Source organism: bacterium, from assembly GCA_036524115.1.
Classification (GTDB): Bacteria; JAUVQV01; JAUVQV01; order JAUVQV01; family DATDCY01; genus DATDCY01.
Genome location: DATDCY010000357.1, coordinates 1 through 6,400, shown reverse-complemented (window position 1 = coordinate 6,400; position 6,400 = coordinate 1). Strand labels below are relative to the sequence as shown.

7 protein-coding genes are annotated in these 6,400 nt (G+C 72.4%); 4 read left to right on the top strand and 3 right to left on the bottom strand.

Annotation, left to right across the window (positions count from 1 at the left end):
* Positions 1–575 (bottom strand): hypothetical protein (locus VI078_17520; protein ID HEY6001087.1); only part of this gene is annotated, 575 nt, incomplete at its 3' end.
* Between VI078_17520 and priA the strand changes: the two genes are divergently transcribed.
* Together priA and VI078_17510 are read left to right on the top strand one after the other, a co-directional pair.
* On the top strand, positions 550–2,238 hold the full coding sequence (priA, locus tag VI078_17515) for a primosomal protein N' (protein ID HEY6001086.1): 1,689 nt from the start codon (positions 550–552) through the stop codon (positions 2,236–2,238). The genes VI078_17520 and priA overlap by 26 nt on opposite strands.
* Before the next feature lie 140 nt (positions 2,239–2,378).
* Positions 2,379–3,698: a peptidoglycan DD-metalloendopeptidase family protein gene (locus VI078_17510; GenBank protein ID HEY6001085.1), complete on the top strand. Its 1,320-nt coding sequence runs from the start codon at positions 2,379–2,381 to the stop codon at positions 3,696–3,698.
* Between the two features lie 12 nt (positions 3,699–3,710).
* Here the strand turns inward: VI078_17510 and VI078_17505 are convergent, their stop codons facing one another.
* Positions 3,711–4,556 carry a twin-arginine translocation signal domain-containing protein gene (locus tag VI078_17505; protein ID HEY6001084.1) on the bottom strand — a complete coding sequence of 282 codons (846 nt, stop codon included), beginning with the start codon at positions 4,554–4,556 and terminating at the stop codon, positions 3,711–3,713.
* Positions 4,557–4,632: 76 nt separating this feature from the next.
* Here VI078_17505 and VI078_17500 point away from each other — a divergent pair, with 76 nt between their 5' ends.
* Positions 4,633–5,622, top strand: a complete 990-nt coding sequence (locus VI078_17500) for a cation diffusion facilitator family transporter (GenBank protein ID HEY6001083.1) — start codon at positions 4,633–4,635, stop codon at positions 5,620–5,622.
* A gap of 30 nt (positions 5,623–5,652) precedes the next feature.
* Here the strand turns inward: VI078_17500 and VI078_17495 are convergent, their stop codons facing one another.
* Entirely contained in the window at positions 5,653–5,958 is a 306-nt protein-coding gene (locus VI078_17495) for a hypothetical protein (GenBank protein ID HEY6001082.1), read from the bottom strand.
* A gap of 132 nt (positions 5,959–6,090) precedes the next feature.
* Between VI078_17495 and VI078_17490 the strand changes: the two genes are divergently transcribed.
* Positions 6,091–6,400, top strand: a 310-nt coding sequence (locus VI078_17490; GenBank protein HEY6001081.1) for a 30S ribosomal protein S12 methylthiotransferase RimO, incomplete at its 3' end; no start/stop codon positions are given.

Below are 6,400 nucleotides of genomic sequence, written 5' to 3'. Positions count from 1 at the left end.
TCTGTGGCACCGCGATGGCCACGCTGGCCGCGCTGTTGAAGAGCAAGGGCTACGACGTGCGCGGGTCGGATCAGAACGTCTATCCGCCCATGAGCGACTTTCTCGTCGAGCAGGGCATCACCACGTTCCAGGGATACAACGCCGCGAACATTACGGGCGACCTCGACCTCGTCGTCATCGGCAATGCGATCTCGCGCGGCAACGTGGAGCTCGAAGAAGTCCTCGACCGGAAGATCCGGTACTGCTCGCTGCCCGAAGCCGTGCGCGATCATTTTCTCTGGGCCGCGCGCTCCATCGTCATCACCGGCACGCACGGAAAGACCACGACGACCTCGCTGGCCGGGTGGCTGCTGGCGCACGGCGGCGCGGATCCGAATGTGTTCATCGGCGGGATCGCCGAGAACTTCGAGAGCAGCTACCGGATCGGCGGCGGGCGCGACTTCGTGATCGAGGGGGACGAATACGACAGCGCCTTCTTCGACAAGACCGCGAAGTTCCTGAAATACCTGCCCGACGTCGTGGTCGTGAACAACATCGAATTGGCGCGGGATCCTGGCACCGCCCGCGGAGCCCACGGAACCGGCGCCGCTGACCACCGGCCAGGCGGAGGTGTTCGCCCGCGTGCTGCCGGCGCTCGGCGGCGGCGGCCGCCCGCTGCTGCTGCACGGCGTCACGGGCAGCGGCAAGACCGAGATCTACCTGCGGGCTATCCGCGCTCTCCCCGCCGACCGCCAGGCGCTGCTGCTCGTCCCCGAGGTCTCCCTCACCGTCCAGCTCATCCGCCACCTGCGCGAGCGGCTGCCCTTCCCCCTGGCGGTCTGGCACCACCAGCTCTCCGACGGCGAGAAATACGACCTCTGGCGGGCGCTGCGCGGCGCGGAGGTGCGCGCCGTGGTCGGCACGCGCTCGGTGCTGTTCGCGCCGCTGCCGCGGCTCGGCCTCGTCGTGGTCGACGAGGAGCAGGACTCCTCCTTCAAGCAGGAGGACACGCCCTGCTACCACGCCCGCGACGCGGCGGTGGAGCGCGCCGCGCGATGCGGCGCCGCCGTGATCCTGGGGTCGGCGACGCCGAGCCTCGAGAGCCGCCAGCTCGCGGACACCGGCGCTTACGAACTGCTGTGCCTGCCCGAGCGCTACACCGGCCTGCCGTTGCCCGCGGTCGAGATCGTGGACCTGCGCGAGCACGAGGCGCCGCGGCCGGCCCCGGGCGCGCGCCGCGGGGCACCGCCGCTGCTGGCGCCGCCGCTGCTGGACGCCGCGGCAGACGCGCTGGCGCGGGGCGACCAGGTCCTCTTCTTCCTCAACCGCCGTGGCTTCGCGCCCCACACCCAGTGCCGGGCCTGCGGCGCGGGCATGACGTGCCCGAACTGCCGCGTCTCGCTGGTCTTCCACGCGCCGGAGCGCGTCCACCGCTGCCACTACTGCGGGTACCGTGTCCCGGCGCCCGACACCTGCCCGTCGTGCGGAGAGCCGGCGCTGCGGCTGGCCGGCTCGGGGACCCAACGCCTGGAGGAGGAGATCCGCGCAGCGTTCCCGGGGCGCGCGGTGCTGCGCCTGGACAGCGACACCGCCGCGCACAAGGGCGCGGGCGCCCGCCTCATAGCCGACTTCGAGAGCGGGCGCGCGGACATCCTCGTCGGGACGCAGCTCGTCGCCAAGGGACTGCACTTCCCGCGGCTGACGCTCGTCGGCGTCGTCTCCACCGACCTGCTGCTGAACCTCCCCGACTTCCGCGCCGCCGAGCGCGCGTTCTCCCTCGTCGCGCAGGTGGCCGGCCGCGCCGGCCGCGGCGACCGCCCGGGGCTCGTGCTCGTGCAGACCCGCCAGCCCGGGCACTACGCGCTCGCCGCCGCGCGGTGCCATGACTACGAGTCCTTCTATGCCCAGGAGACCGCGTTCCGCCGGGAGCTGGACTACCCGCCCTTCTTCGAACTGGTGGCGCTGCGGATCGACGGGCCGGAGCCAGGGCGGCTGGCGTCGGCCGCCGATGCAATCGCCGCCGCGGTGCGCGAGGCGCTGGGCCCGGCCATCGGGAGCGGCTCCTGCCACGTCCTCGGCCCGGTCCCGGCGCCGCTCGAGAAGCTGCGCAACCGCTGGCGCTCGCAGATCCTCGTCAAGACGCGTCCGCTGGAGGCCGCGACCGGCCCCCTGCGCGCGCTCCAGGCGCGCCTGCAGGACCAGGCGCGCCGCGCCGGCGTGCACCTACTGATCGACGTCGGCCCCCTGAGCCTCATGTGAGGCCCACGTCCGCGCGCACGGCGCGGACCAAGAGAGCAGGCTGTCATTTGGCTGCTCTGCTGGCCCCATGCACACGCGCGGAGCATTGTGACGTCCCTCACATTGACAGCCCAAACGGGGCTTCCGTATGATTCCGGGCCATGTCGCTGCTGCCGATCCGCCGGCCCGGTGAGGGCCTCGGCCGCCGCCTCCTCCGCTGGGGCGGGAACGTGGCCCTCTCCACGGTCTGCGTCGTTCTGCTCGCGGCCGCGCGGGACAATCTGCCGGAGCTGCCCGCCGGCATTCCCGGCGCGGCCCGGCCGGCGGCGGAGGCGCCCGCGGCGGGCACGCCACGAGACGCGACGCGCGCCGACCTGCGCACGGTCCGCGGGGTGATCCGGGCGGGCGTCGGCTTCACCGAGAACCTCGCCCTCGCAGGCCTCGACCCGCAGCTCATCCCACACATCACGCAGCGACTCGCGCCGGCGCTGGACTTCCGCCGCCTGCGCGCCGGCGACCGCTTCACTGCGGTGCTCGACCCCGGGGGCGACCTCGTGAGCCTGACCTATGAGAAGAGCCCGCTGGAGGCGCTCGTGCTGCGCTCGACGCCCGGCGGCTGGACCACGGAACTGGAGGCGCTGCCGGCCGAGACACGGGTCGCGGAGGTCCGCGGGTCGATTCGCACCTCGCTCTTCGAGGCGATGGACCGCGCCGGCGAAAACGACGCGCTGACGCAGGCCTTCGCCGAGCTCTTCGCCTGGGACATCGACTTCGCCCACGAGCTGCAGCCGGGCGATTCCTTCCGCGTCGTCGTCGAGAAGGTCTACCGGGACCGGCGCTTCGTGCAGTACGGCCGCATCCTCGCCGCCGAGTACCGCCAGCACGACGATCGCCACGCGGCCTACTTCTTTCCCTGGCCGGATGCGCGCGGCGACTACTTCACCGCCGAGGGGCGCTCGGTGCGCGCCGCGTTCCTGCGCTCGCCGATCTCCTACACCCGCATCAGCAGCGGCTTCTCCGGCGCGCGCCTGCACCCGTTGCTCAAGCGCGTCCGGCCCCACCTCGGCGTCGACTTCGCCGCGCCGGAGGGGACCCCGGTCTGGGCGCCGGCCGACGGCGTGGTGACCCAGAAGGGGCGCGACGTGGAGAGCGGCAACCGGATCACCCTGCGCCACGGCGGCAGCTACGAGACCAGCTACCTGCACCTCTCGCGCTTCGCGGCGGGCCTCAAGGTCGGCGACCACGTGCGGCAGAAGGAGGTCATCGGCTACGTCGGCTCCACCGGCCTGGCGACCGGCCCGCACCTGGACTACCGGGTGCGCCGCGCCGGCACGTGGGTGAACCCCGTGACCGAGGCCTTCCCGCGCGCGGAGCGGCTGCCGGAGCAGTTCGCCGCGAGCTTCGCCGAGTACCGCGCCTGGCTGGACGGGGAAACCTCGACCCCCCTGACAGGCGCAGCTAAGGTCGCGTTCTTCCGTTAGCGGCGGGCGCCGCTATCTCGGGCCGTACTTGGCCCTGATGTAGTCGTAGAGCGGGCTGAGCACTACGGCCCGGCCCGCCCTCGAGCGGCTGGAGATGATCGCCCAGCCGGTGTCGGGCGTCGTGGCCAGCGCGTAGAAGTAGAGCCGGTCGGTCTCGAGGACGCCGGAGATGTGCGTCATCGTCTTCGCCCACCAGTTCACGTGGCGCGCCGGGTCCTCGACGCCCGTCTCGGTGATCAGGAACGGGCGGTCGGTCCCCTTGAGGTAGACCTCCGGGTTGTCGAGGTACAGGTGCGCGGCGCGGTAGTCGCACCAGCGGTCCGCCCCGGCCGACGACATCTGGTAGAAGTAGAGCCTGCCGTCCGAGGTGCCCGTCGGCGCCGCCGCGGCGACCCGGTACGCGGGGTTGATCCCCTTGATGACATCGTAGGCCGGCCGCAGGTACTGCTCGACGTAGACGCGCGGCGACAGCGCCATGGGCTCGTTGAGCACCTCGTAGCAGAACAGGCCGGGCGCCCGCTGGACGGCGCGGCGCACCAGGCCGGGCCAGGCCGCCGCGTCGGGGACCCCCCGGCCGAACCGATCGAGCAACCCGACGTACTCGGCGGGGAAGGCTCGCAGGTAGGGGCCGGCGAGGTCGGTCTCCAAACCGAGGGTGATGCGGACCTGCCGCACGCCGAGGAGCCGCAGGGTCTCCACCTGCGCGTCGAAGAGCGCGCCGCCGACCGGGTGCACGTTCATCCCCCAGAGCTGCTCCTCCCCCTTGTTGAAGACGTCGAGCAGATCGGAGTCGCACGCCGCCAGCCCGACGCCCCCTGCGGCGAGGGCCGCGGCCTTGAGGAAGTCTCTCCGCTCCATACTGGAGATTATAAGGCCGCGCGGCCCGCGGCGCCCCTGGGTTGACACCCCCGCGGAGGCAGGGCACGGTATCGCCATGTCGCAGCACCATCGGCACGGGCATGGCACCTGCGGGCAGGGCGACGGGCACGACCACCGGAATGGGAGCGGCGGCGGCACGAACTCCTCGGCACGGCGGCTGCGCCTGGCCATCCCGCTCACGCTCGGCGTCTTCGCCGCCGAGCTGGCGGGCGGCATCTGGTCGGCGTCGCTGGCGCTGCTCTCGGACTCGCTGCACGTGCTCTTCGACGCGACCGCCCTCGGGCTGTCGTACGCCGCGCTCGTCCTCGCGGCGCGCCCGGCCGACGACCGCCACTCGTACGGTCTGCACCGCGGCGAGATCCTGGCGGCGCTCGTCAACGGCCTGACGGTCGGGTTGATCGCCGCGTGGATCTTCTACGAGGCGTGGGAGCGGCTGCACCACCCGCGCCCGATCCGCGTCGAGGGGATGATGGGCGTCGCCTTCGTCGGGCTCGCCGCGAACGCCGTGGTCGCGCGGCTCCTGCACGGCCACCACCACGACGACCTGAACGTGCGCGGGGCCTACCTGCACGTGCTCGGCGACCTGCTGGCCTCCGTCGCCGTGGTCGCGGGCGGCGCGGTGATCTGGGCGACCGGCTGGACGCTCGTCGACCCGATCCTCGGCTTCGCGATCGGCTTGCTCCTGCTCTGGGGCGCGTTCGGCCTGGTGCGCGAGTCGCTGCACATCCTCATGGAGGGCGTCCCCGCGGGCATTTCCGTCGAGGGCGTCGTCGCGGCGGTGCGCGGCGTGCCGGGCGTCGCCGACTTCCACCGGGTGCACATCTGGAGCCTCTGCTCGCACATCCGCGCACTGTCGGCCCACCTGACCGTCGACAGCGCCGCCGGGCGCGACGCGCACGCCGTCCTCGACGAGGTGAACGGGCTGCTGCACGAGCGCTTCGCCATCACGCACACCACGCTGCAGTCCGAGTGTCGCGGCTGCGCCGGCGAGGGCCCGTACTGCACGCCTGTGCACCCGGACGAGGCGCGCGTGGCGCGGCTGTAGTCCGGAGCCCCGGGCGATGGCGGCCGCGCGCTAGGCGTGCGCCTTGTGGGCGACGATGGTGCCGGCCTCGATGCGCGCCGCCGGCGAGAGGACCGACGCCAGGTGCTCCTTGACCCAGACGCGCGACTGGTTGTTCGCGTGGATGGCGTCCGACAGCGTCTTGAAGATCGACACCGAGATCATGGCCCCTTCGCCCAGGTCGATCCAGTAGTACTCGATGAAGCCCGGCAGCGCCGAGATCAACGGGACGAACGTCTCGTCCACCTGGCGCGCCGCCGCCGCGGGATCCTTCACTCCCTCGTAACGCCGAACTGTCGCGTACATCCTCCGCTTCATCCGTTCCTCCTCCGGGCTGCGTCCCGCAGCCTGCGACTGATCGCCACTCTAGCACTCGATTCAATCGACGTGCACCCGCCCCCGGGGCCCCGGGCAACCGCACCCGGGCGTCCCTCGGCTATACTCCCGCGCATGGCACGAACCCGCCGCATCCCGCTCGCAGGCGTCGTCAGCCTCGGCTGCTCGAAGAACCTCGTCGACACCGAGTACCTCGTCGGCGGCCTCGGTGCCGGGGGCTGGGGGCTCGTCCCCGACCTGGAACGCGCCGACCTGCTGCTCGTGAACACCTGCGCCTTCATCGGCCCCGCCGTCGAGGAGTCGCACGAGGCGATCGCCGATGCCGTCCGCTGGAAGGGCCGTCGCGCGGGGCGCACCGTCGTCGTCGCCGGCTGCATGGTCAACCGCTTCGGCGGCGAGCTGGCGGCCCGCTATCCGCAGGTCG